This window comes from Nonomuraea sp. NPDC003201 (genome assembly GCF_053590415.1).
This window is the reverse complement of the sequence record NZ_JBSFTC010000786.1, coordinates 1-1050: the sequence shown is the minus strand read 5'-3', so window position 1 is coordinate 1050 and position 1050 is coordinate 1. Positions and strand designations below refer to the sequence as shown.

The 1050-nt window shown below is 75.1% G+C and carries 1 pseudogene; it reads right to left on the bottom strand.

Going from position 1 to position 1050, the window contains the following annotated elements:
• A pseudogene (locus tag ACWDX9_RS63645) lies at nucleotides 1-979 on the bottom strand (cation-translocating P-type ATPase); the annotation flags it as partial.
• Nucleotides 980-1050 lie beyond the last annotated feature (71 nt).

The following is a 1050-nucleotide window of genomic DNA, read 5'->3' as shown; positions in this document are numbered from 1 at the left end:
ACGGCGTGTGGTCGGCGAGGATCGGCGCGGGCCTGCTCCCGGCGCTGCGCCCCATCCACTCACCGACCGTGAGGGTGGCGAGCGCGGTGCAGTCGCGTGCCAGGTTGGCGCGTCCGATGGCGAGCGTGGCGGGGCCGAGGAGCGCCAGGCCGGTGCCGACGACCGAGCCGGCGGCCGCCACGAGGACCCCGCGGACGCTCGCCTTCCTGGCCGACGACAGGCACTGCAGCAGCAGGTGCACGCCTTCGAGCCCGCCCATCACGTCGGCGTCCCAGGGGACGCGCCGCGCCCCTTCGAGCACCCCGATGCCCAGGTCGGCCTGGCGCAGCCCGCTGCGTCCCCGCTGCGAGACCACGGCCACGGCGTGGCCCTCCGACTGCAGCGCCCGCACGGACGCGCCCAGCCGCGGCCCGTTCTGGACCACGCGGTCCATGCGCAGCCGCTTGGCGAGGGCGGGCTCCCCGCCGGCCAGGACCATCTCGCAGGTGCCCCGCGCCGCCTCGACCAGGGCCTCGGCGAGCGGATGCAGCTCGGGGACCAGGTGGACCAGGGCGATCGGGGTCCCGTCGCGCTTGACCATGACGGTGGTACGGTCCTGCGCCCCATGGGGCTCGGCGCTCCACCCGTCGCGCTCGCGCCGGACCGAGGGGTCGGCGAGGTCGATCAGCGCGTAGAGCCGGGTGTACAGATCGTCGCCGTCCACGTCGGGGCCGAGCGAGGTCACGTCGTCGATCGCCCACGCGCCCGTGGTGAGCACGGCGGCGTCGAGGACCACGGTGTCGATGCGATCCATGCGGACGAGGACGTCACGGTTGAGCACGATCGTGTCGCGCCCGGCGAGGCCGCGCGCGACGGCGCTGGCGAAGGCCTCCCTGCCGAGGTTCGCGGCCTTGGGGATGCCGGCGATCAGCACGGACAGGCCCCGCTCGCGGTCGCTGCTGAGCACCGTGGTCAGGCCGAGCTGAAGGAGCGCAAGCACCGCATCGAGGACGCCGTGCGCAACGCCAAGGCGGCCGTCGAGGAGGGCATCGTGCCCGGCGGTGGCGTGGC